Here is a 23,721-nt window from a genome sequence, read left to right as displayed (position 1 = left end):
CCCGCCTACTGCCCGGTCTGCGAGGAACGCAGCTCGGCGGCGTTCTTCGCGTCCGCGGTGCGGTATTCGGCGATCTGCCCGACGGCCTGGCCGGTCAGATGCTCGAGGCCGAGCGAGGCCAGCTGCGCGTTCCGGTCGAGGCTCTTCGCCCAGTCGCGGTAGGAATCCATGAACGCCTCGCCGGTCGCCCCGTTGCCGACGTGGTACTCCTGCTGCAGATCGTTCCGGATGCCGCCCAGCGTGTCGTGGTAGGTCTGCCGCAGTTGCGCCAGCGCGCGGAAGACCTGCTCGGTGGCGTCCGGGTACATTCCGGCGTAGCCGCCGGGGTCGGTGCGGTCGACGAGGTGTTCGCCGGGGGCGGGCTTCTCCGGCGGGGCCATCAGCGGCCCTCTCCGGCGAGCTGGCGGTCGAGCTCGTGCAGCATCGGATCCGCGCGCAGATCGGCGGTTTCCGGAGTGGCGTCGGGCGGCAGGAATCCGGACAGGATCGAGAAGGTCTCCTGGCGGGCGAGTTCCGCGGCCCGGTGCACGACTTCGGTGATGTCGGCGGCCAGCCGCGCCGAATCCGGTGCCCGGTAGATCCGGGAGTCCAGGCGCAGTTCGACGAGTTCGCCGGAACCGCCGACGACAGCGGTGACGAGATCGTCGTCGGACGAGGCTTCGGCGCGGACTTCGGCCATCCTGGACTGGGCGTCCCGGATGTCGGCGGCCAGCTGCCGGTATTCCTCGTACATATCGGGCGTGTCCATGCCGGTCCTCCTCGCTTCCGGACGCCAGTCTGGGGCCGCGCGGGCGGCTGTGGCGGATGGTGACCGGTAGCGGCCACGGAGCCGGGAACGAGCGCGAAGTGCCGCAGTATCGCGAGGGTGACCCGATTCCGTAAGGCTTCTGTCGCCACCGTGCTGACGGTGGCGTCGCTCCAGTTCGTCCTCGGCGGCGGCGCGGCGCGGGCCGCACCGCCTGCGGGAGTCTGCACCAACGCCCAACCCGCGCACCCGGAGATCACCGCTCAGCCTTGGGCGCAGCAGACGCTCGCCCCCGAATCGGCGTGGCGGTACACGCGCGGCGGCGGGGTAGTGGTGGCGGTGGTGGATTCCGGAGTGGACGCCGACCACCCGCAGCTGCGCCGACCCGGAAAGGTGTTGCCGGGACGCGATTTCGTGGCGAACCAGGACCTTCCCGGCTCCTTCGACTGCGATTCGCACGGCACCGCGGTGGCGAGCATCGTCACGGCGGACCCGTTGCCCGGCGTCGGCTTCCGCGGAGTCGCCCCGGACGCGACGGTCCTGCCGGTCCGGGTCAGCGACCAGGACCTCACCGACCAGGGCCAGATCCAGCGGATCAACCCGCAGACGGTCGCGAACGGCATCGTCTACGCGGTCGGGCAAGGCGCACGCGTGCTGAACCTCTCGATGTCCGGGACCGCCGACTTCCCGGCGATCCGCGAAGCAGTCGCCTACGCGGTGGCCAGCGACGTCGTGGTGGTCGCTGCGGCGGGCAACGCGCAGCAGGACGCGTCGACGAAACTCCCTTCGTATCCCGCGGCGTATCCCGGGGTCCTCGGCGTCGGCGCGGTGGACATCGACGGGGCGCGGGCGTCCAGCTCGCAGATCGGGCCGTACGTCGGACTGGTTGCGCCGGGCGCGAAGGTGCTCGCGGCGACCCGGGTGGATGGTCATGCTTACGACGACGGAACCAGTTTCGCCACGCCGTTCGTCGCCGGGACCGCGGCTTTGGTTCGTGCGGCTTGGCCGAACTTGTCCGCGCCGGAGGTGATCCGGCGGCTTGAGGCGACCGCCAGCCCGGCGCGGGGCGGGCAAGCGAGCGACGCGTACGGAGCTGGTTTGGTCAATCCGTACCGGGCGGTCACGGACGGGATGAACCTCGCCCCGTCGGCGGGGATTCCGGCGTATCACCCGGCTCCGGAGGATCGGGCCGCGGTCGCGCACGCCGCGTGGGTGCGCGGTGCGGCCTCGACGGCGTCCTGGCTTGCTTTCGGCGGTGCTGGAGTTCTGGTGCTGGCGGTGCTGGCCGTGGTGGTCGTGCGACGGGGCGGTCGTCGGGGGTGGCGAGCGGGGCGTGCCGCGGCTTTGCCTGCCGAGCCGGCGGGGGAGGAGTTGCCGGATCAGGTTTCGCTGCTTGGCCAGTCCTGATCGGACCGTCCTGATCAGACAGTCCATTCCGGACACCAGAAAGCGCGCCCCGTCCGCGAACGGGGCGCGCCTCGCAGTTTCACCGCGTGCGGATCACACCTGCCAAGTGGCAGCGCAGCTCTGCACGCACTGCTGCGACCGGTCCACCGAGTTCGAGGTGGCGCGGCCCATCGCCTGGGCCCGGTCGTTGTATTCGTTGTCCAGCTTGAACTTCTGGCCCATCGCCGCGTCCATCTCGTGCCCGTTGCCGTCGGTGAGGACGCTCGAGAACGCGTCCTTCGCGCGCTGGTACACGTCGCCGAACGACGTCGAGTCCTGGCCGGCGGTCTTGAAGATCTCCTGCGCCTGGCTCTGGACCTGGTCGAAATACATCAGGATCTGGTCGGTCACTGTGGTCTCCCTTCTCCGGTGCGGTGGCTCAGACGGCGCCGAAAGCGGAACCGAACGACCCGGTGTCGACCTGGAAATCGCCGGTCACGCTGAGCGCGCGGCCGTTTTCCGCGTCGTTCTCGAAATACTTGTTCGCCGACGTCGTCAGGGTGTCGGCCAGTCCGTGGCCGCTGGTCGTCAGCCGCTGGTTCTGGGAGAACCGGTCCGGCTCGATGCCCTGGAACATCCGCCCTCCGGCGCCCTTCCAGACGCCTTCCAGCCCGGTGTTCCCGGTGTTCAGGCTGGTGTTGCGGTTCGCGACCTCCTCGTAGAGGCCACGCCAGTTGTCCGCGATCCCGCGCATCTGCGTGGGATCGCCGTTCATGAAATTGAACCCTGTCACAAGACCCTCCATTCGCGGTCCCGGGAACGCGCCCCGGATTTCCCGGCCGCCTCCCCGCTTTCCCGAAGCTAGTTCCTCCGGCGGGCGACACCGGCCCGGCGGCACGTTCCTGCCACGGCCGCCCGCGACGCCCGCCGGGCGCGGAAGATCGGTGCCATGGCGACAGTCCTGGTCAAGCGGCCCGCGCGGAAACCGGCCCCGGAGATGCCGGCCGGCGAGCTGATGCTGCAACCGCCCCCGGCGATCCCGGCCCCGCCGGGACGGCAGTGGGCGCAGGTGTTCACGGTGCTGCCGATGCTCGCCATGATGGCCTCGACGCTGCTGCTCTACTCCGGCAACCTCGGCGGTTCCCTCCGGTTCGTGGTCTACGGGCTGATGGGCGTCGGGATGCTGGGGATGATCCTCACCGGGCTGCTGCAGGGCGGCGGCCCGAGCAAGCGGGAGATGGGGCAGGCCCGCCGAAAGTACCTGCGGCACCTGGCACAGCACCGGGTGCGGTTGCGTCGCGCGGTGCGCCGGCAGCGCACGGCCATGGACTACCTTCACCCGGAGCCGACGGCGCTGTGGTCCCTCGCGGCGAGCTACCGGCTGTGGGAGCGGCGCAAGGACGACGAGGATTTCGCGGTGGCGCGGATCGGTCGCGGTCCGCAGGGACCGGCGCTCGCGCTCGTCGCACCGGACACACTGCCGCTCGAAGAGCTCGAACCGCTGTCGGCGTTGGCGTTGCGGAAGTTCCTCTCCACCCATCGCACAGTCGACGGGCTGCCGCTGGCGATCGCGGTCAACGGCTTCAGCCGGATTCACGTGCGCGGGGACCGCACTGCGGCGCTCGGCATGCTGCGTTCGGTGCTGGCACAGCTCGCCGCGCTGCAGTCGCCCGACGATCTGCGCATCGCGGTGTGCGTGAGCGAGGACCGCCGCGCCGACTGGGAATGGCTGAAGTGGCTTCCGCATTCGCTGCACCCGGCGCGTTCGGACGCTCTCGGCCCGCTGCGGCTGGTGGTTCCGGCGGTGTCGGCGCTGGAAGCGATGCTGGAGGAGGAACTGGGGGCTCGCCCGCGGTTCGATCCCGACCAGCAGGTCAGCGTCCCCGGGCCGTACCTGGTCGTGGTGCTGGACGGCGGCGAGGTCGCCGGATCGGACCACCTGATGACCGGCGGCGGCGTGGAGGGCGTCACGGTGTTCGACCTGTCGACTCCGCCGCCAAGGGTGCCCGCGCGGACGTCCGTGCTGCTGTCGGTCGGTGCCGACGGCGCGCTTTCCAGCCGGACCGCCGACGGCGAAGCGCAGCTCGGCGAGGCGGATTTCCTCGACGGCGCCGCGGCCGAGGGACTGGCGAGGCAGCTCGCGCCGCTGCGGCTCAGCTCGGGGATCCGCGACGCGCCGATGAGCTCCGAACTCGGCCTCGCCGACCTGCTGGGGCTGGGCGATCCGTACGACCTGTCGCCGGAGGACACCTGGACGCCGCGGCCGAACCGCGACCGGCTGCGGATCCGGTTCGGCATCCAGGAGGACGGCGCCCCGATCGACCTCGACCTGAAGGAGTCGGCGCAGGAGGGCATGGGCCCGCACGGGCTCCTGATCGGGGCGACCGGTTCCGGCAAGTCCGAACTGCTGCGGACGCTCGTGCTGGCGCTGGCGATCACGCATCCGCCGAGTTCGCTGAACTTCGCGCTGATCGACTTCAAGGGCGGCGCGACCTTCACGCGGCTCGACAAACTGCCGCACACCAGCGCGGTGATCACCAACCTCGCCGAGGAACTGCACCTGGTCGACCGGATGACCGACGCGATCAACGGCGAGCTGATCCGGCGCCAGGAACTGCTGCGCGCGGCCGGGAACTTCTCCTCGCTGCGCGACTACGAGAAGGCCCGCCAGGCCGGAGCCCCGCTTCCGGAGGTGCCCACGCTGCTGGTCATCTGCGACGAGTTCTCCGAACTCCTTTCCGCCAAGCCGGATTTCATCGACATGTTCGTCCAAATCGGACGGCTGGGCCGGTCGCTCGGCGTGCACCTGCTGCTCGCGTCGCAGCGGCTGGACGAGGGGCGGCTGCGCGGGCTGGAAGGCCACCTTTCCTACCGGATCGGCCTGCGGACCTTCTCCGAGATGGAGAGCAGGGCGGTGCTCGGCGTGCCGGACGCGTTCAAGCTGCCGCGGGCGCCGGGGAACGGCTTCCTCAAGGTGGGCACCGAATCCATGGTGCGGTTCCGCTCGGCCTACGTTTCCGGCGTGCACCGCCGGATCAGCCAGTCCGGCGGACCGGCCGGCCCGCCGGAAGACCTGGTGCTGCACGAATACACGACCGCCTACCACGCGCCCGCGATCGACGCCGGGGACGCCGCCGAACCCGAGCCGGAATCCGACGCCGCGGTCGGCGAATCGCTGCTGGACATCATGGTCGACCGGCTGGTCGGCCGCGGCACGCCCGCGCACCAGGTGTGGCTGCCGCCGCTGGACGAATCGCCGTCCCTGGACGCATTGCTGCCGGACCTGGTCGCGCACCGCGAACGCGGGCTGACCGCCAACTCGACCGAACTGGCCGGTGCGCTGCGCCCGGTCCTCGGCCTGGTGGACCGCCCGTACGAGCAGCGGCGCGATCCGCTGAGCCTGGACCTGTCGGGCGCCGCCGGGCACGTCGTGGTCATCGGCGGCCCGCGGAGCGGCAAGAGCACGGCCTTGCGCACCCTGATTCTCAGCCTCGCGCTCACGCACACGCCGCGCGAAACGCAGTTCTACTGCCTCGATTTCGGCGGCGGAACGCTTGCCTCGCTGGAAGGGCTGCCGCACCTCGCCGGGGTGGCCGGACGGCTGGACACCGGCGCGGTCCGCCGCACGGTTTCCGAGGTGGCCACGCTGCTCGCCCAGCGGGAGCGGCTGTTCGCCGAGCACAAGATCGACAGCGTCGCGACGTTCCGGAAGCGCAAAGCCGCCGGCGAGTTCCCCGACGATCCGCACGGCGACGTATTCCTCGTGATCGACGGCTGGCTGACCCTGCGCAACGACTTCGACCAGCAGGAGGAGATCGTCAGCGACATCGCCTCGCGCGGTCTCGCCTACGGGATCCACGTGGTCGCCGCGTGTTCCCGCTCCTTCGACCTGCGGATGAACGTGCGCGACCTGTTCGCCAGCAGGCTGGAGCTGAAGATCAGCGACCCGATCGATTCGATCATCGACCGGCGCGCGGCGATGGGCGTGCCCGCCGAACGGCCCGGCCGGGGACTGTCGGCGAGCAAGCACCAGATGCTGATCGCGTTGCCGCGCATCGACGGCGGGCACAGCGTCGGCGATCTGCCCGAGGGGATCGCCGGCCTGGTCGCGGCGATCGCGGACGCGTGGCCCGGCGCCGCGGCGCCGCCGGTACGGCTGCTGCCCGGCATGCTGGACTACGGCGAACTCCCCGCCGCCGACGAGCTGAGCGGACCGGACGCCGGGCTGGCGGTCGGCGTCCACGAGCACGACCTGTCGCCGCTGCGGCTGGACTTCGCGAACGATCCGCACTTCTTCGTGCTGGCCGACACCCAGTCCGGCAAGACGTCGTTCCTGCGCACGGTGGCCCGCCGCATCTGCGCGGCGTACACGCCGGAGCAGGCGCGGATCGTGCTGATCGACCACCGGCGAGGGCTGCTCGGCGAGATCCCCGACGAGTACCTGCTCGGCACCGGCACCAACGACGCGCACAGCATCGCGCTGCTGAACGAGGTGGTCACCAGGCTGTCGCGGCGGCTGCCCGGCCCGGACGTCACGCCCGAGCAGCTGCGGGCGAAGAACTGGTGGCAGGGCGCGGAAATCTTCGTGCTCGTCGACGACTACGACATGGTGGCCACGCACCCGAACCACCCGCTCATGCCGCTGCTCCCGCTGGCCGCCCAAGCGGGCGACATCGGCCTGCGCATCGTGCTCGCCCGCCGCACCGGCGGCGCGGGCAAGGGCCTGTACGAACCGGTCCTCAACCGCATGCGCGAGGTCGGCGCGACCGGCGTGCTGATGTCCGGCGACCGGGACGAGGGCCCGCTGCTCGGCGGGATGCGCGCGCAGGTGCTGCCTCCCGGCCGGGGCTGGCTGGTCGACCGGCGCGGGAACAAGGGGCTGGTGCAGCTGGCCTGGTCGCCGCCCCGGGCCTGAACCGAAGAGACCACTGTGGACAGACGAGCGGAAGCAGGAGAGCGCGATGGCACCACCGGACAGAATGGACGGAATCCCGGCCGCGATGGAGCGGTTCGCCGAGACCGCGGGAAGCCTGGCCCGGGTCCCGGTCCCGGACCTGGTGGCCGGACGGGGCAGCGGCGGCTGCGGCAGCATGCTGAACGGCCACGAAACCGTGCTGGACGCGGACAGCGGGACCACCGATCGGCTGTACCGGTTCATCACCCAGTTCAAGGAGACCGTCAACGCGCTGGGCACTTTCGCCCACAACGCGGCGCAGAACTACCACTTCACCGACCAAGCCGCCAAGGATGAACTCGCGAGGGCGGCCTTCGACGACTTCACCCGCACGGCGTTCGGCAAGATGACCGGCGACGGCCTGCCCGCGGTGCTGCCGTCGCTCACGTCCGGGCACGAGCAGTAGGACGCGGGGGCCTGCCGTGACCGACTACCGCAAGATGCTGCTCGGCGACCTCCGCGCCATGATCGTGGCGGAGTGCGACCAGCACGTGCCCTTGCTCAGCGCCGCTTCGGCGATGTGGACCCAGGTTCGTCCCTGGCTGGCCGAACAAGCGTCCGATCTGGACACGATGCGCCTCGCTCTCGCCGACGGCTGGAAGGACTTCGCGGGCAGCGCCTTCGACGCCGAGGCGCTCAAAGTGGTGCGGGTCGCGCAATCCTGGACCGACGAGATGGCGGGCGGGGCCGAATCGGGCGGCCCGCTGACGACCAGCACGACCACCGACCAGATCAGCGCGGCGATCACCGCGCTGATCAACGGGATCCACGACGCGCGGGGCTTCGCGGACGCCAAAATCGCGAACCTGCCGTCGAACGCGTCGAACGACGACGTCGAGCGTGCGCGCAACGACGTCGCTGACAAGCTGGACGCCTTGGCGCCGCTGTACCAGGACGTGACGTCGAAGCTGCTCGCCGCTCCCGGCAGGCAGCTGTCGGGCGATCCGAAGGTCGGGCTGACCTCGTCGTCGGATCAGCCGGGACCGGGTTCGGCCACGCCGGTCAACGGCGGCGGCAACCCGGCGAGCCCGCAGGAAAGCCCGTCCCCGCAGGACGTTCCCGACACCGAGGAACCCGCCAAGGACCCTGCCGGCAACTCGCCCGAATCGCCGCTGGTGACCGCGAAGAACGCGGCGGACGTGGCGAGCAAGCTGCTCGACCTGGCCAAGAATGCGGGCGGAGGCGGGGGAAACGCCGCGCAGGTGCCGAATCCGGTCAGCAGTGCCTTCAACCCCGCTGATCTGTATCAGCCCGCGGATTTTTCCGCGGTCCCGCAACCGGATTCCGGACTGCCGGGGCTCGCTGGCTCGGTCGGCGGCGGGGCGGGAGCGGGAATCGGCGGTGTCGGTGTCGGCGGCGGTCCGGCCGGGGCGGGCGCGGGCGTCGGCGGGGCTGTCTCGCCGAACGCGGCGCAGGCCGGGCTTTCCGCTGGAGCCGCACCCGCCGGGACGGCGACGACGGCGGGAACCGGGAGCACCGGCAGCAGCGGCATGCCGCCGATGTATCCGCCGCAATCCGGGGCGGGGCGGGGAGGCTCCGGCTCCGGCGGGATCCGGCCGGGGGCGGCCGAACAGGTCAACGCCGTGCGGTCGCGCAAGACCGACGGCAAGACCGGGGTGGTGCTGGCCGGACGGGAAACCGGAGGCAAGCGCAGGAAACCGGCTCCGGCGAAGGCTCCCAAGAAGCCGCCGCCGCCGGTCGAGCAGGCGCCCGCCGAAGTGCTCGACGAAGAGTTGTGGCAGGTCGGCAGCGCCGGCCCGGAACGCAGTTACCGAACCTGAGGAGGGGAAAGATGTCCGACGCATCCTTCATCAAGGGGGACCCCGAGGCGATGGCGGTGTTCTCCGCGCAGACCAAGGCCCCGGCGCCGCCCGCGTCGCTGGCCAGGCTGGGGGAGCCGGTCAGCCCGCTGGGCACGGTCGAGGGAATCCTGATGGCCGTGCTGGACAAGGCCGCGACCGGCGTGGTCGGCGCCTACATCGGCAACACCAGCGAGGACATGACGACCATTTCCGCGAAGGTGAAGGCCGCCGCCGCGCAGTACAAGGCGACCGATCTGATCAACAGCATCGACCTGGCGACGTCCACGATGAAGGTGGCCGACAAGGGAATCGGCGTGCTGAAGCAGTTCTCCGGCACCGGGAAAACGCCGAGCACCGGTACTGACACCGGCACGGGCACTGGTACCGGCACTGGTACCGGCACTGGTACCGGCACCGGCGGAGCCTCCTTGCCCGAACACCCGTCCGCCCCGAAATCCGTCTGAAGAGGAGTTGACCGGTGATTCCCTACAACGTGCTGCTTCCCGATTTCCACAAGGCGATGATCGACGCCGAACAGGCGCACATCCCGACGCTGCGCTCCGCGGCGACGATGTGGTCGGAGGTCCATGCCTGGAGCCAGACCGCCGCCGCCGAACTGCGGCGCAACGCGGGCACCGTGACCTTGGCCGGCTGGCAGGACAAGGCCGCGGATTCGTTCGAGGCCAAGGTCGGCCGGTCGATCGCCGACCTGACGACGTGGGGCGATCGCATCGGCGCGTCGCAGGTCTCGACCCACCTGAACGCGCTCGCGGACACCCTGCCGGTGACGCAAGGCCTGGTCGAAGGCTTCTACGCCGAATACGCGGCCACCCGGATGAACCCGCTCACCTGGGAATTGGCTTTGCAGGCCTGGCAAAGCTCCGCGACGGTGATGAACGAGCTGGGCGCGCAGTACGACGGCGCGATGCTGGCCGTGTGCGGGGCGGCGGGCGTCACGAACCCGGCGGACCTGATCCCGAACTTCAATATCTCCTCGGCGGACGCGGTGAAAACAGCGGACGCCGCGGTGAATTTCCTGACCGAGGTGCAAAGCCTGGCTCAGGCGGCGGGAATCGGCGGCGGGTCGGGCAGTTCCCCGGACCTGTCGAAGCTCACCAGCGGCCTGCCCGGAGCCGTCGGCGGCAACGGGCACGGACTGAGTCTGGACCCGAAGGATTGGACGTCGGGGCAAGGCCTTTCGCTCGCCGGGCTGGGCCCGGGCTCGCTGTCGCCGGGCGACCTGGGCGGCGCGCTCGGCGGAATGCCTTCCCCGGCCGGCTCCGCGCCGGTGGCCTCGGGATTGCCCTTCGGAGCGCTCGGTGCCGCTGGCGCTGGGCTGGGTGCGATGCCCGCCATGCGTTCCACCGGGGCGAAACGGAGCAGCGTGGAACCCGAGGGCGCCGCGAACGGTTCCGCCCGGGGCGGTGCCGGCGGGATGATGCCGCCGATGACGCCGCACGGCATGAGCGCCGGAGCCGCCGGAACCCTGCGGCCCGGCAGCGCGGAGAACACGGATGGCCAATCGGCCAACGGACGTCGCCGTTCCACCGCGAACGACGGCGTGACGGTCGCGCTGCGGGGCCGGTCCAATGGCGCGCAGGACGGGTTCGCGGCGCGGCCTAACCGGTTCGGCGAGTCGGGGAGCGGCACCGTGGAACTGATCAATACGGCGGATTAGCGCCGGGCGGTGGCGGCCGGGCCGAAAGTCTCGGTCCGGCCGTCACGCCGCCTGCGGAAAGCGCAGCTCGAAGATCGCCCCGCCCTCGTCCGCGTTGTACACCGACAGCACGCCGCCGTGAGCCTGCGCCACCCACCGGACGATCGACAGCCCCAGCCCGGAGGATCCGCCAGTGCTGCTGAACCGGTCGAACGCGTCCGCGGCCGTCGACGGGTCGATGCCGGGCCCGTGGTCGGCCACGGTGACCGTCCCGCCGTAGACCGTGATGTGCACGATCGCTTCCGCGCCCGGCTGCCTGCCGTAGCGGACGGCGTTGTCCAGCAGGTTGCCGACCGCGCGGCGGATGAGCGTCGGGTCGGCGTTCACCTTCGTCGGGGCTGCGGTCACGGTCACCTGCGCGCCTCCGGTGTGCGCGCTCTCGGCGATGTCGGTGACCAGCTGGTCGAGCCACACCGGTTGCAGGTTCAGCTGTTCGACGCCCGCCGCGAGCCGGGCCCGGACCAGCAGGCTGTCGATGATGCTGCCCATGTCGGACGCCAGTTGCACGGTCCTCGGCAGCAGCGCGGCCCGCTGATCCGGGTTCGCCTGGGCGGTTTCGGCCAGCGCGCGCAGGGCGGCGACCGGGCTGCGCAGGTCGTGCGCGGTCTCGGCGAGCAGCACTTCCTGTTCCTGCAACGCCGCCGCCGCGGGCCGGATCGACCGGCCGGACAGCAGATGTCCGGCGAAGCCCAGCACGGCGATCAGCAGCACGCAGCCGCCGACCACCAGCAGCACGAACCGCGTGTGCGCGGACTGAGTGTCGGTCAGGTCGGCGACCGCGACGACTGCACCGAGGTACTTCCCGGACGGGTTCAGCAACGGCTGCGCGTGCACCAGCACCGACCGGCCGTCGGTGCTTTGCTGGTAACCCTTGACGGGGCCGCCGGTGTGGATCGCGTCGGCGGCGAGACCGTTGAGCACGCCGGTGTCCATCGGCACGCAGGAGCGGCCGGACAGATGCGGCCGGAAGGTCTGCGCGCCGCCGGGCAGGATCGCGAACTGGGGGCAGTCGGCGTTCAGCAGGTCGCTGTTGACGAGCGCGAAGCTGACCACGCCGCCGTCGTAGCCGACCAGCCTGCTGACCGACGACGTGACGCGGTCGAGGCTCGCGGTGACCTCGGCGGTCCCGCGATCGGCGTCCTCGTTGACGACGATCCAGGCGAGCACGATCAGCCCGATCGCGTTCATCGTGGTGAACAGGGCGGTCAGGACCCAGCGCAGCCGGCGCAGCCGGTCGGCGGCGGAGCCGTTCACTGAGCGCCGAACCGGTAGCCGAGACCGCGCACGGCGTGGATCAGTTCCGGTTCCCGCAGCTTGCGCCGCAGCCGCTTCACCACCGCGTCGACCGGATTGGACTTGTCTCCCATTTCCTCGGGAGCCGCGGCCCAGCAGTGTTCGAGCAGTTCGGCCCGGCTCACCGCCTGTCCCGACCGGACGAGCAGGTACTCCAGCACGGCGAACTCCTTGTTGGACAGGGTGAGCAGCACGTCGGCCCTGCGGACCTCGCGCCGCGCGCAGTCCATCACGAGGTCGTCGTGGCGGAGCACCGAGGGCCGGTCCGACCCGCTGCGCCGGCACAGGTTCAGCACCCGCTGGGTCAGCTCGGCCATCGCGAACGGTTTGACCAGGTAGTCGTCCGCGCCGTGTTCGAACCCGGCGACGCGGTCGGCGGGCGAATCGCGCGCGGTGAGGAACAGCACGGGCGTGTGCCAGCCCTGGCGGCGGAGCGCGTCGACGTACCCGAGGCTGTCGCCGTCGGGCAGCATCCGGTCGAACACCGCGCAGTCGTAGGAGCGCACGCGGAGCGCTCTTCCGGCTTCGGCGAGGTCTCCGCAGACGTGCACGCCGAGTCCGGCCGCGCTCAGCTGCGCGGCGACCGCGACCCGCATGTTCTCGTCGTCCTCGACGACCATCACCGTTGTCATCCAAACCTCAGGTGTCCCGATGGAAAGTTAGCGCATGCAGTTTCAACTACTCGGTCCGCTCGAGGCGCGCCCGTCGAGCGGCACCCGCATCGAGCTGAGGGCGACGAAACCGGGCGCGCTCCTGGCGTTGTTGCTCCTGCACGCTAACGCCTGGGTCCGAGTCGATCAGCTGATCGGCGGAATCTGGCATGAACAGGCCGCGCCGGCCTCCGCGCTGCGCAATCTGCGCAGCTACGTGTGGCAGCTGCGGCAAAGCGTGGGGGAGCGGCTGGAAAGCCGGCCGGGCGGCTACCGGATCAAGGTGCTGCCGGGCGAGCTGGACACCGAGCTGGTCGAAACCCTGGCGGAATCCGGTCGTGCGGCGCTGGCCGACGCGGCGTACGACACCGCTGCCGAGCGGCTGTCCGCCGCATTGGGGCACTGGCAGGGCGAGCCGTTCGAGGGTCTCGAGTTCGACGGCGCGCGGGCGGCCGCGGCGAAATGGGAAGAGCGGCGCGCCGAGATCCTGTCGCTGCTCGCCGAGGCGTACCTCGCGTCGGACCGCGCGACGGACGCGATCACGCTGCTGCGCGAGGTCGCCGATCACGACCCGCTCCGCGAAAGCAGCTGGGCGCGGCTCGTGCTGGCGCTGCAGCAAGCCGGTCGTCCGGCCGAAGCGCTCGCCGCCTTCGAGCACGCGCGGAAGCTGCTGGCCCGCGAACTCGGCTGGGAACCGGGGCCGGAACTCGTTGCCGCGCAGCGGAAGGTGCTGCAGGCGCGGCAGCCGGGCACGGGCGCGAAGCTCAGCCTCGTCGCGGGCGGCGGATCCGCGCCGCGCCCGGCCGGGATCGACGGGCTGCTGGCGTCCGCCGCGAGCGAGGTGCTGATCATGTGCGCCACCGCCGGGCCGGGACCGGCGGACGCGGTGCGCCGCCTCGGCCAGGCCACGCTGCGGCCCGGCGTGCGCTACCGCGTGCTGTGCCCCGATTCGGTCCGGCTGTCCGGTGCGCTCGGCGGCCTGGCGCTCGCCGGAGCGGACGTGCGGACCGTGGCCGACGTGCCGATGGACGCGGTGGTCGTCGACCGTTCGGCCGCGGTGCTGCCGGACGACCGGGCCGGACAGGGGAGCACCTCCGCCGCGGTGTTCCGGCTGCCCGGCGTCGTCGCCGCGACGGCCGGGCTGTTCGACCGGATCTGGCCCGAGGCCGTGCCGCTGATCCCGACCGGCCTCGACGACCGCGACGGCGCCGCCGGGCTCACCCGCCGCGAACGCGATCTGCTGACCCTGCTGTGTTCCGGCAGCACCGACGAATCGGCCGCGGCCCGGCTGGACATCTCGGTGCGCACGGTCCGGCGGATGGTCGCCGACATCATGAACCGGCTCGGCGCGCGCAGCCGGTTCCAGGCCGGGGCGAAGGCCGCCGGCCGGGGCTGGCTGATGGCCGAGGCGGGCTGATGACGACCCCGAACGCACGACGCCTCCTGGTCGCCGACCGGCCCGGCGCGTACCCGACGATCGGCGACGCGCTCTCCGTTGCTCCGGACCACGCCGTGATCACTGTCGCCGAGGGCCGGTATCGCGAGGTGCTCGCCCTGTCCGGCCTGCACGTGACGCTGACGGCGGAGGCCGGGGCGCAGGTGATCGTCGATGGTGCCGGAGCGGATCATCCGGTGCTGCACGCGGTCGGCGGATCCCTGACGCTGCAAGGGATCGAGCTGCACGCCGGCGAGTCGGCCGCGCTGTCCGCGGAAAACGTTGAGCTGGTCGTGCGCCGCTGTCTGATCACTGGCGGGCGCGGGCCTGCGGTGCGGATCGAGGGCACGGCGGCGTTCGAGCTGACGGGCTGCTCGCTCAAAGCTGTCGAGCAGGGCGTGGTGATCGAAGGCAGCCCGGGACGGTTGGCGGACACCGTCATCGAGGACGTGACCGGCGACGGCGTCGTGATCGGCATGGGGGCCGCACCCGTGTTGCGCGGCTGCACCGTGACCGAGTGCGGACTGCGCGGGGTGTATGTCTACCAATACAGCCGTCCAGTCTTGGAAAACTGCGTCATTTCGCGGACCGGCTCGGACGGGATCGCCGTGGCCCAGCACAGCGCGCCGGTGCTGCGGCAGTGCACGGTCCGGGACTCGCGCGGCGCCGGCATCGCGTTCGCGGCCGGATGCGGCGGCAGCATTGAGGAGTGCCGGGCGGAAAACACCGCGGAACCGGGCATTTCCCTGGCAGACGGCGCGAGCCCGGTCGTAGTCGAAGCCACCGGACCGGCCGGCTCCGGCGGCGGGGCGCCGGACGAACTGCTCACCGAACTCGACACGATGGTCGGCCTCCCCCGGGTCAAGGCCGAAGTGCGCTCGCTGGTGGACGAACTGCAGGTCAACGAATGGCGGCGCAACGCGGGCCTGCCGGTCGGCGGCGCGAGCCACCACCTGATCTTCGCCGGCGCGCCCGGCACCGGGAAAACGACCGTGGCCCGGCTGTACGGGCGGCTGCTTCAAGCACTGGGGGTGCTGCCGCACGGCCAGTTCAGGGAGGTGTCGCGTCGTGATCTCGTGGGCCAGTACATCGGGCACACCGCGGAGAAGACGGCGCTGATCTTCGAGGAGGCGAAAGGCGGGGTGCTGTTCATCGACGAGGCCTACACGCTGTCGCGGGCGGGCTCGGCGGGCGGCGACTTCGGCCAGGAGGCGATCGACACCCTGGTCAAGATGATGGAGGACCACCGGGACGAGGTGGCCGTGATCGTGGCCGGGTACACGAAGGAGATGGCCGGGTTCCTGTCCGCCAACCCCGGGCTCGCGTCGCGGTTCGGCAAGACGATCGAGTTCGAGAACTACACCCCCGGCGAACTGCTCGGCATCATCGGCCGGATGGTCTCCGGCCAGGACTACGAACTGGACGCGGCCGCGGAACCGGTGCTCGTGGACCATTTCGCGCGGATCTCCGGCGAGGAGAACTTCGGCAACGCCCGCGACGCGCGGCGGTTGTTCGAAGGCGTCCGGAAGTCGCAGTCCCAGCGGTTGCGGCTGCTCGGGCGGGTGCCGACCCTCGAGGAACTGCGGACCCTGAGCATCGCCGACATCGAGGCGGCGGTCGCCCGCTAACCTGGGTTTCGTGCGAGTGCTGGTGGTCGAAGACGATGACAACGTGCGGATAGCCCTCGACGTTTCGTTGCGCAGCGCCGGATTCGCCGTGGACGCGGCGGCCGATCTGCCGGTCGCCGACGAAGCGCTCTTCGTCAACGCCTACGACTGCGTGGTCTTCGACCGGATGCTGCCCTCCGGCGACTCCCTCCGCTACGTGCAGCACCGCCGCCGGTCCGGCTGGCTGGTCCCGGTGCTGTTCCTGACCGCGCGCGACAGCACCGCCGACCGGGTCGAAGGCCTGCAACTCGGCGGCGACTACCTCGTCAAACCGTTCGAAATGGCCGAACTGGTCGCGCGAGTCCGCAGCCTGTGCCGCCTGAGCCCCGCGCCGCGAACCCGCCCGGCCGTCCTGCGCCGCGGCGACGTGGAACTCGACGCCGGCACGCGCGAGGTGCGCCGCGCGGGCGTCCTGCTCACCCTGGCCCCGAAGGAATTCCTGGTCCTCGAACGCCTGATGGCCGCGGCGGGCGCGCCGGTGCCGCGCAGGGAACTGATCGAGCACGCGTGGGACCGGATGGCCGATCCGGACTCGAACGTCCTGGAGGTCGTGGTCCGGCAGCTCCGGCGCAAACTGCGGGAGCAGACTTTGATCGAGACTGTCCGAGGGGTCGGCTACCGGTTCGCGGGGTAGCGGTCCGTGTGCGCGGGTTGCGGTCATTCGGCTGCGCCTTTGGTGGCAGGCGTGCGGATTCTGCGGCACAGCCGGATGGTTCAGCCTTCCGCGCCCTCACCTTGAACCCGCCAGCTCCGCCTCGATCAAGTCAGCAGCCCCGGTCTCGCCCTCCACCTGACCCCAAGCCGCACCAAAGCGTCGGCATTGTCGGCTGGCCGGTACGCGGATCCTGGGGTACCGCGATCATCGGCACGCCGTGCAGCAACCCCTCCGCGCACCCGCCCGTCCCGCCATGGGTGACGAACGCGGAAGCACTCTCCGGCACCGCCATCTGCGGCAGCCAATCCCGCACCTCAACCGTCCCCGGCAGCTCCCCGAGTGCCGCCGGATCGACGTGTTTGCCGATCTGCAGCACCACATGCCATCCCGGAAGGCCGCCGAACGCCGCGACCAACGTGGACAACGGGCGTGCCTCGGCGTCGAGGGTGGCGGCACCGGTCCCTCAGCGCACAGCCGCTGATCCTCCCCTCAGCCGTCCTCGTCGATCGTGATGACCATGCCCGGGCACGATTCCGCCGCGTCGCGCACCGCGTTGTGATGTTCTGCGGGCGGGTTCGGGGTCAGCAGCACCACCGTGCCGGTGTCTTCGTGCTGGTCGAAGACATCCGGAGCGAGCACCGCGCACTGGCCTGCCGAACAGCACCGGCGTTCGTCGATCTCCACCTTCATTTCGGTTCTCCTCCTCGGGTTCGGCCGTTCTCGTCCAGGATCAGATCGGCCAGTTCGGCGTGCAGCCCTGGCTCGGCGAAGGATTGGGCCCGCCGGTACAGCGCCGCGATCGGGTGGTCGGCGAGGAATCCCTGTGCGCCCAACGTCTGGACCGCCGCCTCGGTCGCGTGCGCCGCGGCCGAGGCGGCGGCGAGCAGAGCGGTTAGCGGTGGTTCGTCGGCACTGGCCCCGTCGAGCGCGGGGAGTGCGCGGGGGATCAGCGCGGCTGCGGTTTCGATCTCGGCGTAGACGTCGGACAGCCGGTGCGACACCGCCTGGAAACTGCCGATCGCGCGGCCGAACTGGATGCGGTTCTTCGCGTGTTCCGTCGCCAGTGTAAGCGCGGCTCGCGCGACTCCGATCGCTTCGCAGGCCGCCAGAGTCCGGTAGCGGCGGTGCAATCCGGGGACGACGTCGAGTCCGGCGACGCGTTCCGCCGGGGTGTCTTCGAGGGCGACCTCGGCGAGCGGTCTTGTGGGGTCCATTGTGGACATAAGTCGGGCGTCTGCGTCGGCGCAGCGGACTGCGAACAGCGCGGAGCCCGGAACCAGCAGCACGCCGTCGGGGCCTGGCCACCGGACGCGGAATCGGCCGCGCAGGCGAGTCGAACCAGTGGCGGAGCCGCTGATCGCTAGGGAGGCCGGGAGGCCGAGGCGCAGCGGCGCGACGGCGGCGGTGATCAGCCAGGGCTGGGGGAGGACCACCGTGCCGCTTTCCTCGGCGAGCGAAGCCAGTGCGGCCGGGCTCAAGTCCTCGTCGAGCCAGCCTTGCTGAACCAGAGCCGCCCAGTCCGGGCCGCTGGCGAGCAGGTCGCGCGCGGCTTCGACCAGCGCGCGATGTTCGGCGGCGAGCACGTTCACCGTCCCCTCGGCAGGCCGAGCACTCGCTCGGCGAGGACGTCGCGCAGCACCTCGGAGGTGCCGCCTTCCAAAGTGGCGCCCCGGCTGCGCAGCCGCGCGTGCCGCCATCGGGCATGATCGGCGGAATCGCCGTCGCCGAGCACTCGGAACGCCAGCGCGGCCAGCCGCTGCTCGGCCTGCGACCAGCGAAGCTTGACGATCGAGGCTTCCGGGCCCGGTTCCGCGCCCGCGACCCGGTGTGCGGCCGCGCGCACCCCGGCGATCTCGATCCACACTCGTGCGGCCTGGTCCCGCGTCACCGGGTCGCGGTCGAGTCCGTGCCGCCGCAGCATGGCCGTGAAATCCTCGAACTCGGCCGAAAGCGCGGCGGCGAGCCGGACGCCGAAGGTGCCGCGTTCGTGCGCGAGGGTGGTCATGGCGACTCGCCAGCCGCCGCCGACCGGTCCGAGCACCGCGTCGGCGGGCACCGGCACTCGGTCGAACAGCAGCTCGCCGAACCGGGTCTCGCCGGACAGCTGGCGCAGCGGCCGGACGGTGACTCCCGCCGTGCGCAGGTCCACCAGCAGGCAGCTGAGCCCGCGATGCCCGCGGGAGCCCGGTTCGGTGCGGGCGAGCAGCAGGCAGTGGTCGGCGACCGGCGCGCCGGTGGACCAGAGCTTGTGCCCGTCGACCACGAACGTCCCGTCGCGTTCGGTCGCGGTGGTGCGCAGCGCGGCCAGGTCCGAACCCGCCTCCGGTTCGGAGAATCCTTGGCAGAACAGGGTTTCCCCGGTCAGGATCCGCGGCAGGAAACGGTTGCGCTGCTCGGGGGTGCCGACGGCGAGGACGGCCGGGCCGACCATGCCGAGCCCGATGATCCCCACGTGGTCGCCCCGGCCGGCCCGCACCAGCTCTTCGGCGACGACGGCGTCGAACGCCGCGGGCAGCCCGCGCCCGCCGTGCTCGACGGGCCAGCTGACCCCGGCGAACCCCGCCGCGTGCAGCGCGGAGCTGAACTCGCGGATCTCCTCCCTGGCGGGGAAACCGGCGGACCGCGCGGCGGGCGCGGGCGTCGCGGCGAGCCAGCGCCGCAGCTCGTCGCGGAACTCGGATTCGGCCGGGATCACGAAGCTGCCTCCGGGAAGAAACGGTGGTGGGCGCAGCCGGTGACCTCGTAGATCGCGGTGCCGTCGCGGCCGTCGGACGTGTGCACGGAAATCTGGTGCAGGCCGCCGCCCCGGCGTCCGTACGGCGCGATCCAGTGCCCTCGTCCGTCGACGGTCACCGAGCGGCCGTCGGAGAGCACGAAGACGACGCGGCCGCCGAGCCCGTCCGCTCGCTGTGCGGCGCCGGCGCCGCGCACCGGCTCGCCTGCTGAATCCAGCCAGTCGAGGTCGTAGCTCAGATCCGCGAGCGGCACCGGCTCCTCGCCCCCGTCGGGGGCCCAGCAGCCGTCGAGGTAGTGCCTGCGGCCGTCGGCGTGCTCCCACAGCCAGGCGCCGAGCATCCCGTCCGGCAGCTGCACCGCCAGCCAGATCCACAAGGGACAGCGCGGGTGGCGGCGGATGCCCCAGGAATGGTCGCGCTGCCCCCACCACCGCTCGACCGCGACGGTGCGGCCGGAGCTGACGTACTCGCCGTCGAACCAGCCGGATTGCATGACCTGGCGCTGGTCCCACACCGGCGCGCCGTCGACGACGAGGGTGCCGCGGCGGGTCAGGTACGGCCGGGTCCGCGCGGTCCAGGTCAGCTCCATCCCGCCGAACCCGCGCGCGCCGGGGCCCGCGCGCAGCACGATCTCCTGATAAGGACGGACTATCTCCACCGAAACCGGGCCGGCGACCGGGGTGTGCGGATCGTCGCCGAACGGCCGCGACGTGCGGGAGAAGAACAGCTCCCCGCCGAGCCGGCCCATCTGGTAGCTGTCCATCGTGCGCCGGGCCGGGTTGGCCGCCATCGTCAGCACCAGCGCGTCGTCGAGCCGTTCCGGGTGGTGCGCGGCGAAGAAGTAGCTTTCCCGCCAGTGCCGGTCCGGGCCGGCTACCGCCGGCAGCGGTTCCGGGATCTGGTGCGCGAGACGTTCGTCGGCGTCGGTCAGCACATCGACTCCAGCAGTCGGAGGGCGTCGTGGTCGGCGGCGTGCGCGGCGTGCCGTTCGGCCATCGCCGCGAACATGCGGTCAGCGTCCGTGCCGGATTCCACCAGCATCGCGCCGACTACGGTCATGTGCAGGCCGGACAGCGTGCCCAGCCGCAGCGTCCGCCGCAGCCAGCCGGAGGGCACGGCGGTCCCGTGCGCCCGCAGCGTGCGGACGTACCGGTCCACCAGCGCGGATTCGCAGGTCCGGCGCAGCCGCGGGTCGAGGCTGCCGCCGAGCAGGTAGGCGAGGTCGCGGGGACCGGGGCCGGCGGACATCGTCTGCCAGTCGAGCACGGTGACCGAGCGGTGCCCGCGAACGGTCCGGAACAGCAGGTTGTCGAGCCGGTAATCCCCGTGCAGCAAGGTGAACGGCGGTTCCCAGAGCGCGGTCCAGCCGCGCACCGACCGCTTGAACCGGGCTACCGTCGACGCGGTTTCGGCACTGATCCGATCGCCGAAGCGGTCCAGGAACCGGTCGCACAGCAACTGGTAGAGCGCCGCGGTACGCCGATGCGCAGCGGCATCCGGGGGCGTCGGCAGCTCGGCGGAGCCCGTGAACTGGGCGTGCAGCCGGGCCAGCGCGTCGACCGCGGCCTCGGCCTCCGGCAGGCTCGCGCCCGCGGCCTGGTCGCCCGCCGCGCCGTCCACCCAGTCCAGCACCAGCACGAACCCGCCGTCGTCGTGCGTCTCGGCGACGTGGCACCGGGGAACGTCGACGCACACCCGTTCGCCGAGCGTGCGGTAGAACCCGACCTCGGTGGCGTACTGGTTGCCGATCGTCCCGGTCTGCCTGCTCACCGGTCCCGCCGCGGGGAATTTGCCGACCACCGCCGCCGGGCCGCCCGGCCCGTCCCAGGACAGTCCGAACCGGACACAGCGGCCGAGCCTGCCTCGGGTGAGCTCGGTGCGGGTGATCCCGGTCAGCACGCTCCCCGGCGCGGCCCGGCGCAGGACCGCGCCGAGCCATTCCGGGGTCACGTCGTCCGGGCCGGTCACCCGGCGCGTCTCAGCGGAGGCCATCGGCGGGCACGGCGACGGCCGTGACGATCCGGCCGCAGGCGACGGCGTAGCGCCCGCGCACGGGCTCGAACGGCGCGGGCAGTTCGACCACGAAGCGGCGCCGGAGCGGGTCGAGGCTCAGATGCACGTCGGTGAACCCCAGGTCGGTGCCGGTCATCGGGAACCACGCTTTGTAGACGCTTTCCTTGGCGGAGAACACGATCCGGTCGACGTGCGCGCCGGTCGAGGGCAATGCGGCCAGCTCCCGCCGTTCGGCCGCGGAGGTGATCCGGGCGAACATCCGGGGCGAGAGCGGGCGGTGCGGTTCCGCGTCGATCCCTATCGCGCGCACCCGGCACGCGCGGGCCACCGCGGCCGCGCGGTAGCCGGGGCAGTGCGTGATGCTGCCGACGATCCCGGGCGGCCAGCGCGGTTCCCGGTGCGGTCCGCGGCCGACCGGTCCGGCGGGCGCGCCCAGTTCCCGCAGCGCCGCCCTGGCACAGCTGCGTCCGGTGGCGAACTCGGCGAGCCGGGGCCGCCGCGTCCGCGACGCCAGCGCCCCGCGTTCCAGAAAGTCCGAAGTGGACGGATCGACGTCGGCCGTCGTCTCCGCCCCGGCCGCCGCGGCGGGAAGAACGTGCTCGATCAACGGGGCTCCCTCCCAGCGCTTGCGGGCCGATTGAAGGCGAGCCGCCCGCGCGCTGTCAATCCGTGCAACCCGTTGCCGCGCAGGGGAACCCGGGTTGACCGAGGCGGCCCGGCGATGGTCGACTGACCGCCGCGGCAGGCACTTTTTCCTTCACCGGGACGGTTTTCCATGGCCTTGCACCTGTATTGGTTCATCCCCGGACACGGCGACGGCCGGGACGTCGAGCGCGACGGCGCGCCGAACGTCCGGCGCGATCCTGACGCCGGCTATCTCGCCCAGGTGGCGCGCGCCGCCGAACAAGCGGGCTTCACCGGCGCGCTGGTGCCGTTCGGGCTGTTCTGCGAGGACCCGTGGCTCGTCGCCGCCGCGCTGAGCCGGGAAACCGCGCGGCTGCGGTTCATGGTCGCGTTCCGGCCGGGCGCCGCGAGCCCGACGCTCACCGCGCAGATGGCCGCGACCTGCCAGCGCCTGACCGGCGGCCGGCTGCTGCTGAACGTGGTCTCCGGCGGCGATCCCGAGGAACTGCGCCGCTACGGCGATCACCTCGGCCACGACGAACGCTACGCGCGGGCCGGGGAATTCCTCGGCGTGCTGCGCGGGGCGTGGACCGGTTCGGTCGACCACGAAGGCGAGTACTACCGGGTTTCGGGCGCGACGGTGATCCGGCGCCCGGACCCGCTGCCGCCGATCTTCCTCGGCGGCAGTTCGGAACCCGCGATGCGCACCGCGATCCGGCACGCGGACGTGTACCTCGCCTGGGGCGAACCGCCGGACGGGATGGCCGCGCAGGTCGCCCGGGTGCGGGAGGAGGCCGCGGCGGCGGGCCGGGTGCTGCCGTTCGGCACCCGGATGCACGTCATCTCCCGGGACACCGCGGCAGAGGCGTGGGCCGAGGCCGACCGGATCGTGGCCGGGATGAGCACGGGTTTGGTCGAGCGGACCCAGCGGAGGTTCGCCGCGAGCGATTCCGAAGGACAGCGGCGGATGGCCGCGCTGCACAACGGCAGCCGCGACGGGCTCGAGGTGTACCCGAACGTCTGGACCGGCTACGGCCTCGGCAGGCAAGGGCCCGCGGTGGCGCTGGTCGGTTCGCACGAGGAGGTCGCCGACCGCATCGCCGAGTACCACGAGCTCGGCGTCGAGCACCTGATCCTGTCCGCGCAGCCGCATCTGGAGGAGGCGTACCGGCTCGGCGAAGGCCTCATGCCGCACCTGCGCCGCCGCGGCGTGCTCGCCGCGCCCGAGGACGAAATCGCCCCGGCGCGGCCGCCGCTCGCGGCCGGCACGCTCCGATGACCGCGGCGAAAACCCGGACCGCGGAAGAGGAATTGCTGCACCGCAAGCAGCGGCTCGCGGCGACGCTGCGGCTCTTCGCCCGGTTCGGCCTCGCCGAGGGGGTGGGCGGGCACGTGACCGCGCGCGACCCGCGGCGTCCGGACCGGTTCTGGATCAACCCGTTCGGCACGCCCTTCGGGCACGTGCGGGTCAGCGACCTGCTGCTGGTCGACGAAGACGGCGCGGTGGTGGAGGGCGAGGGCCGGGTGAACCCCGCCGGGTACACCATCCACTCGGCGATCCACCGGGCCCGGCCCGAGACCGTCGCCGCCGCGCACACGCACTCCCTGCACGGGCGGGCGTTCGCCAGCCTCGGCCGTCCGCTGCTGCCGATCTGCCAGGACGCCTGTGCGTTCTTCGAGGACCACACGGTGTTCGACGGCTATTCCGGAGTCGTGCTCGCCGAAGAGGAAGGCGTGCGGATCGCCGAGACGCTCGGGGCGGGCAAAGCGGTGATCCTCCGCAACCACGGCCTGCTCACCGTCGGGGGTTCGGTCGAAGAGGCCGCGTGGTGGTTCATCGCGATGGACCGGGCGTGCCAGGTGCAGTTGCTCGCCGAGGCAGCCGGAACCCCCACGACCGTCAGCCGCGAAGCGGCGTTGAGCGCGCGAGCCGACATCGGGGCGCCGTGGCTCGCGCGGCTGAGTTTCCGTTCGCTGTACGCGGATCTCGTCCGCGCCGAACCCGATTTCCTGGACTGACCTGACCCGAAGGGGGAGCGGTGCAC

General features: G+C 71.8%; 23 protein-coding genes and 1 pseudogene. 11 read left to right on the top strand and 13 right to left on the bottom strand.

The genetic code is table 11. The features are described from left to right. Positions 1-5: 5 nt before the first annotated feature. Together ACZ7OI_RS14905 and ACZ7OI_RS14900 are read right to left on the bottom strand one after the other, a co-directional pair. Positions 6-380 carry a hypothetical protein gene (locus ACZ7OI_RS14905; protein ID WP_470264734.1) on the bottom strand — a complete coding sequence of 125 codons (375 nt, stop codon included), beginning with the start codon at positions 378-380 and terminating at the stop codon, positions 6-8. After that, complete coding sequence (locus ACZ7OI_RS14900) at positions 380-748, bottom strand: YbaB/EbfC family nucleoid-associated protein (protein ID WP_470264733.1); 369 nt, start codon at positions 746-748, stop codon at positions 380-382. Before ACZ7OI_RS14900 ends, ACZ7OI_RS14905 begins: the two co-directional genes overlap by 1 nt. 117 nt (positions 749-865) lie before the next feature. On the opposite strand from ACZ7OI_RS14900, the gene mycP reads away from it, so the two are divergent. Then, on the top strand, positions 866-2,152 hold the full coding sequence (gene mycP, locus ACZ7OI_RS14895) for a type VII secretion-associated serine protease mycosin (RefSeq protein ID WP_470264732.1): 1,287 nt from the start codon (positions 866-868) through the stop codon (positions 2,150-2,152). 93 nt (positions 2,153-2,245) lie between these two features. Here the strand turns inward: mycP and ACZ7OI_RS14890 are convergent, their stop codons facing one another. Next, entirely contained in the window at positions 2,246-2,542 is a 297-nt protein-coding gene (locus ACZ7OI_RS14890; RefSeq protein ID WP_470264731.1) for a hypothetical protein, read from the bottom strand. 28 nt (positions 2,543-2,570) lie between these two features. Continuing rightward, entirely contained in the window at positions 2,571-2,906 is a 336-nt protein-coding gene (locus tag ACZ7OI_RS14885) for a type VII secretion target (protein ID WP_470264730.1), read from the bottom strand. A gap of 174 nt (positions 2,907-3,080) precedes the next feature. On the opposite strand from ACZ7OI_RS14885, the gene eccCa reads away from it, so the two are divergent. Genes eccCa through ACZ7OI_RS14860 form a run of 5 tightly spaced genes read left to right on the top strand, consistent with a single transcriptional unit; the run spans position 3,081 to position 10,565 of the window. Further along, positions 3,081-7,046: a type VII secretion protein EccCa gene (gene eccCa / locus ACZ7OI_RS14880; RefSeq protein ID WP_470264729.1), complete on the top strand. Its 3,966-nt coding sequence runs from the start codon at positions 3,081-3,083 to the stop codon at positions 7,044-7,046. A 46-nt stretch (positions 7,047-7,092) separates the two neighbouring features. Continuing rightward, positions 7,093-7,491 carry a hypothetical protein gene (locus tag ACZ7OI_RS14875; protein WP_470264728.1) on the top strand — a complete coding sequence of 133 codons (399 nt, stop codon included), beginning with the start codon at positions 7,093-7,095 and terminating at the stop codon, positions 7,489-7,491. A 16-nt stretch (positions 7,492-7,507) separates the two neighbouring features. Then, positions 7,508-8,866, top strand: coding sequence for a hypothetical protein (locus ACZ7OI_RS14870; protein ID WP_470264727.1), 1,359 nt, complete (start codon positions 7,508-7,510; stop codon positions 8,864-8,866). 11 nt (positions 8,867-8,877) lie between these two features. Next, the gene (locus tag ACZ7OI_RS14865; RefSeq protein ID WP_470264726.1) at positions 8,878-9,351 is read left to right on the top strand and encodes a hypothetical protein; all 474 of its coding nucleotides are present in this window, start codon (positions 8,878-8,880) and stop codon (positions 9,349-9,351) included. 14 nt (positions 9,352-9,365) lie between these two features. Continuing rightward, entirely contained in the window at positions 9,366-10,565 is a 1,200-nt protein-coding gene (locus tag ACZ7OI_RS14860; RefSeq protein WP_470264725.1) for a hypothetical protein, read from the top strand. A gap of 42 nt (positions 10,566-10,607) precedes the next feature. Here ACZ7OI_RS14860 and ACZ7OI_RS14855 read toward each other — a convergent pair whose 3' ends face one another. Next, positions 10,608-11,858 (bottom strand): sensor histidine kinase, encoded by a 1,251-nt coding sequence (locus tag ACZ7OI_RS14855; protein ID WP_470264724.1) that lies wholly within the window; start codon positions 11,856-11,858, stop codon positions 10,608-10,610. Next, positions 11,855-12,529 carry a response regulator transcription factor gene (locus tag ACZ7OI_RS14850; protein WP_470264723.1) on the bottom strand — a complete coding sequence of 225 codons (675 nt, stop codon included), beginning with the start codon at positions 12,527-12,529 and terminating at the stop codon, positions 11,855-11,857. Before ACZ7OI_RS14850 ends, ACZ7OI_RS14855 begins: the two co-directional genes overlap by 4 nt. A 34-nt stretch (positions 12,530-12,563) precedes the next feature. Here ACZ7OI_RS14850 and ACZ7OI_RS14845 point away from each other — a divergent pair, with 34 nt between their 5' ends. From ACZ7OI_RS14845 to ACZ7OI_RS14835, 3 genes are read left to right on the top strand one after another with little or no spacing between them, the layout of a single operon-like run. Beyond that, entirely contained in the window at positions 12,564-13,964 is a 1,401-nt protein-coding gene (locus tag ACZ7OI_RS14845) for a BTAD domain-containing putative transcriptional regulator (RefSeq protein WP_470264722.1), read from the top strand. Continuing rightward, complete coding sequence (locus ACZ7OI_RS14840) at positions 13,964-15,610, top strand: right-handed parallel beta-helix repeat-containing protein (RefSeq protein WP_470264721.1); 1,647 nt, start codon at positions 13,964-13,966, stop codon at positions 15,608-15,610. Before ACZ7OI_RS14845 ends, ACZ7OI_RS14840 begins: the two co-directional genes overlap by 1 nt. 10 nt (positions 15,611-15,620) lie before the next feature. Then, positions 15,621-16,283 carry a response regulator transcription factor gene (locus ACZ7OI_RS14835; RefSeq protein WP_470264720.1) on the top strand — a complete coding sequence of 221 codons (663 nt, stop codon included), beginning with the start codon at positions 15,621-15,623 and terminating at the stop codon, positions 16,281-16,283. 211 nt (positions 16,284-16,494) lie between these two features. Here ACZ7OI_RS14835 and ACZ7OI_RS14830 read toward each other — a convergent pair. From ACZ7OI_RS14830 to ACZ7OI_RS14800, 7 genes and pseudogenes are all read right to left on the bottom strand, one after another. Continuing rightward, positions 16,495-16,716 (bottom strand): annotated as a pseudogene (locus tag ACZ7OI_RS14830) (nucleotide disphospho-sugar-binding domain-containing protein); the annotation flags it as partial. 77 nt (positions 16,717-16,793) lie between these two features. Next, complete coding sequence (locus ACZ7OI_RS14825; protein ID WP_470264719.1) at positions 16,794-16,994, bottom strand: ferredoxin; 201 nt, start codon at positions 16,992-16,994, stop codon at positions 16,794-16,796. Continuing rightward, positions 16,991-17,893 (bottom strand): acyl-CoA dehydrogenase family protein, encoded by a 903-nt coding sequence (locus ACZ7OI_RS14820; RefSeq protein ID WP_470264718.1) that lies wholly within the window; start codon positions 17,891-17,893, stop codon positions 16,991-16,993. The genes ACZ7OI_RS14825 and ACZ7OI_RS14820 overlap by 4 nt, the downstream gene beginning before the upstream one ends. Further along, positions 17,890-18,999 (bottom strand): acyl-CoA dehydrogenase family protein, encoded by a 1,110-nt coding sequence (locus ACZ7OI_RS14815; protein WP_470264717.1) that lies wholly within the window; start codon positions 18,997-18,999, stop codon positions 17,890-17,892. The genes ACZ7OI_RS14820 and ACZ7OI_RS14815 overlap by 4 nt, the downstream gene beginning before the upstream one ends. Further along, positions 18,996-19,973, bottom strand: coding sequence for a hypothetical protein (locus ACZ7OI_RS14810; RefSeq protein ID WP_470264716.1), 978 nt, complete (start codon positions 19,971-19,973; stop codon positions 18,996-18,998). The genes ACZ7OI_RS14815 and ACZ7OI_RS14810 overlap by 4 nt, the downstream gene beginning before the upstream one ends. Then, on the bottom strand, positions 19,967-21,031 hold the full coding sequence (locus tag ACZ7OI_RS14805) for a phosphotransferase family protein (RefSeq protein ID WP_470264715.1): 1,065 nt from the start codon (positions 21,029-21,031) through the stop codon (positions 19,967-19,969). The genes ACZ7OI_RS14810 and ACZ7OI_RS14805 overlap by 7 nt, the downstream gene beginning before the upstream one ends. Next, positions 21,018-21,659 (bottom strand): 4'-phosphopantetheinyl transferase family protein, encoded by a 642-nt coding sequence (locus ACZ7OI_RS14800; protein WP_470264714.1) that lies wholly within the window; start codon positions 21,657-21,659, stop codon positions 21,018-21,020. Before ACZ7OI_RS14800 ends, ACZ7OI_RS14805 begins: the two co-directional genes overlap by 14 nt. 168 nt (positions 21,660-21,827) lie before the next feature. Here ACZ7OI_RS14800 and ACZ7OI_RS14795 point away from each other — a divergent pair, with 168 nt between their 5' ends. Together ACZ7OI_RS14795 and ACZ7OI_RS14790 are read left to right on the top strand one after the other, a co-directional pair. Next, a complete protein-coding gene (locus ACZ7OI_RS14795; RefSeq protein WP_470264713.1) occupies positions 21,828-22,955 on the top strand; it encodes an LLM class flavin-dependent oxidoreductase in 1,128 nt (375 codons plus the stop codon). After that, entirely contained in the window at positions 22,952-23,695 is a 744-nt protein-coding gene (locus ACZ7OI_RS14790) for a class II aldolase/adducin family protein (protein ID WP_470264712.1), read from the top strand. Before ACZ7OI_RS14795 ends, ACZ7OI_RS14790 begins: the two co-directional genes overlap by 4 nt. The last annotated feature ends 26 nt before the right edge of the window (positions 23,696-23,721 follow it).

This window comes from Amycolatopsis sp. NPDC114503 (assembly GCF_055633655.1).
This window is presented reverse-complemented; position numbering and strand designations above follow the sequence as displayed.

Bases quoted from the DNA above. Each gene is read 5' to 3' on its own strand.
- ACZ7OI_RS14905 (WP_470264734.1), bottom strand. From the start codon at position 380: ATGGCCCCGCCGGAGAAGCCCGCCCCCGGCGAACACCTCGTCGACCGC.
- ACZ7OI_RS14900 (WP_470264733.1), bottom strand. From the start codon at position 748: ATGGACACGCCCGATATGTACGAGGAATACCGGCAGCTGGCCGCCGAC.
- ACZ7OI_RS14885 (WP_470264730.1), bottom strand. From the start codon at position 2,906: ATGAACGGCGATCCCACGCAGATGCGCGGGATCGCGGACAACTGGCGT.
- eccCa (WP_470264729.1), top strand. From the start codon at position 3,081: ATGGCGACAGTCCTGGTCAAGCGGCCCGCGCGGAAACCGGCCCCGGAG.
- ACZ7OI_RS14875 (WP_470264728.1), top strand. From the start codon at position 7,093: ATGGCACCACCGGACAGAATGGACGGAATCCCGGCCGCGATGGAGCGG.
- ACZ7OI_RS14865 (WP_470264726.1), top strand. From the start codon at position 8,878: ATGTCCGACGCATCCTTCATCAAGGGGGACCCCGAGGCGATGGCGGTG.
- ACZ7OI_RS14850 (WP_470264723.1), bottom strand. From the start codon at position 12,529: ATGACAACGGTGATGGTCGTCGAGGACGACGAGAACATGCGGGTCGCG.
- ACZ7OI_RS14845 (WP_470264722.1), top strand. From the start codon at position 12,564: ATGCAGTTTCAACTACTCGGTCCGCTCGAGGCGCGCCCGTCGAGCGGC.
- ACZ7OI_RS14840 (WP_470264721.1), top strand. From the start codon at position 13,964: ATGACGACCCCGAACGCACGACGCCTCCTGGTCGCCGACCGGCCCGGC.
- ACZ7OI_RS14825 (WP_470264719.1), bottom strand. From the start codon at position 16,994: ATGAAGGTGGAGATCGACGAACGCCGGTGCTGTTCGGCAGGCCAGTGC.
- ACZ7OI_RS14805 (WP_470264715.1), bottom strand. From the start codon at position 21,031: ATGGCCTCCGCTGAGACGCGCCGGGTGACCGGCCCGGACGACGTGACC.
- ACZ7OI_RS14795 (WP_470264713.1), top strand. From the start codon at position 21,828: ATGGCCTTGCACCTGTATTGGTTCATCCCCGGACACGGCGACGGCCGG.
- ACZ7OI_RS14790 (WP_470264712.1), top strand. From the start codon at position 22,952: ATGACCGCGGCGAAAACCCGGACCGCGGAAGAGGAATTGCTGCACCGC.